At 61.4% G+C, this 731-nt stretch carries 1 pseudogene and 1 other annotated feature; the pseudogene reads left to right on the top strand.

Going from position 1 to position 731, the window contains the following annotated elements:
* Positions 1 to 731, top strand: a pseudogene (locus QN347_RS19325) (IS3 family transposase); the annotation flags it as partial.
* Positions 267 to 381 (top strand) — a sequence feature (AL1L pseudoknot). It overlaps the preceding pseudogene by 115 nt.

Genomic DNA, 731 nt, shown 5'->3' with positions numbered 1-731 from the left:
AACAAGTTTTCACCTGAAGTCCGTGAGCGCGCGGTTCGGATGGTTGACGAGCATCGTGCCGATTACGGTTCGGAATGGGCGGCGATGACCTCGATCGCCGGCAAGATTGGCTGCACCGCCGAGACTTTGCGCCGCTGGTGCCGCGAGGAGGCGAGCCGACGAGCGGGACCAGCGGCGCAAAGTCTCGGCGACAAAGATCGGCTCAAGGCGCTTGAGCGCGAGGTGAAGGAACTGCGTCGGGCCAACGAGATTTTGCGCAAGGCGTCGGCATATTTTGCGCAGGCGGAGCTCGACCGCCACGGCAAATGGTGATGTCGTTCATCGACATGCACGGCAAAGAACAGGGTATCGAGCCGATCTGCCGCGAACTGGCGGTCGCCCCTTCTTCTTATCACGAACACTCCGCACGGCTTGCCGACCCCGCCAAGCGGCCAGCGCGAGCCAAGCGCGATGACGAGATCAAGGACCATATCCAGCGTGTCCATGACGACAGCTCGGGCCTTTATGGCACGCGCAAGGTCTGGCACCAGATGCGCCGCGAGGGAATCAAAGTGGCTAAATGCACGGTGGAGCGCCTGATGCGGGCCATGGGCTTGGCAGGAGTAAGGCGCGGAAAGACAACGATTACAACGGTCAGCAATCCGAAGGCGGCGTGCCCGCTGGACAAGGTGAACCGCCAATTTCGCGTCACCCGACCCAACGCGCTGTGGGTAGTTGACTTCACATACGTT

It is taken from the genome of Sphingomonas sp. 10B4 (genome assembly GCF_035019905.1).
Lineage (GTDB): Bacteria > Pseudomonadota > Alphaproteobacteria > Sphingomonadales > Sphingomonadaceae > Sphingomonas > Sphingomonas glacialis.
Note: the sequence above shows the minus strand (reverse complement) of the source record. Positions and strands in the feature narration are given on the sequence as shown.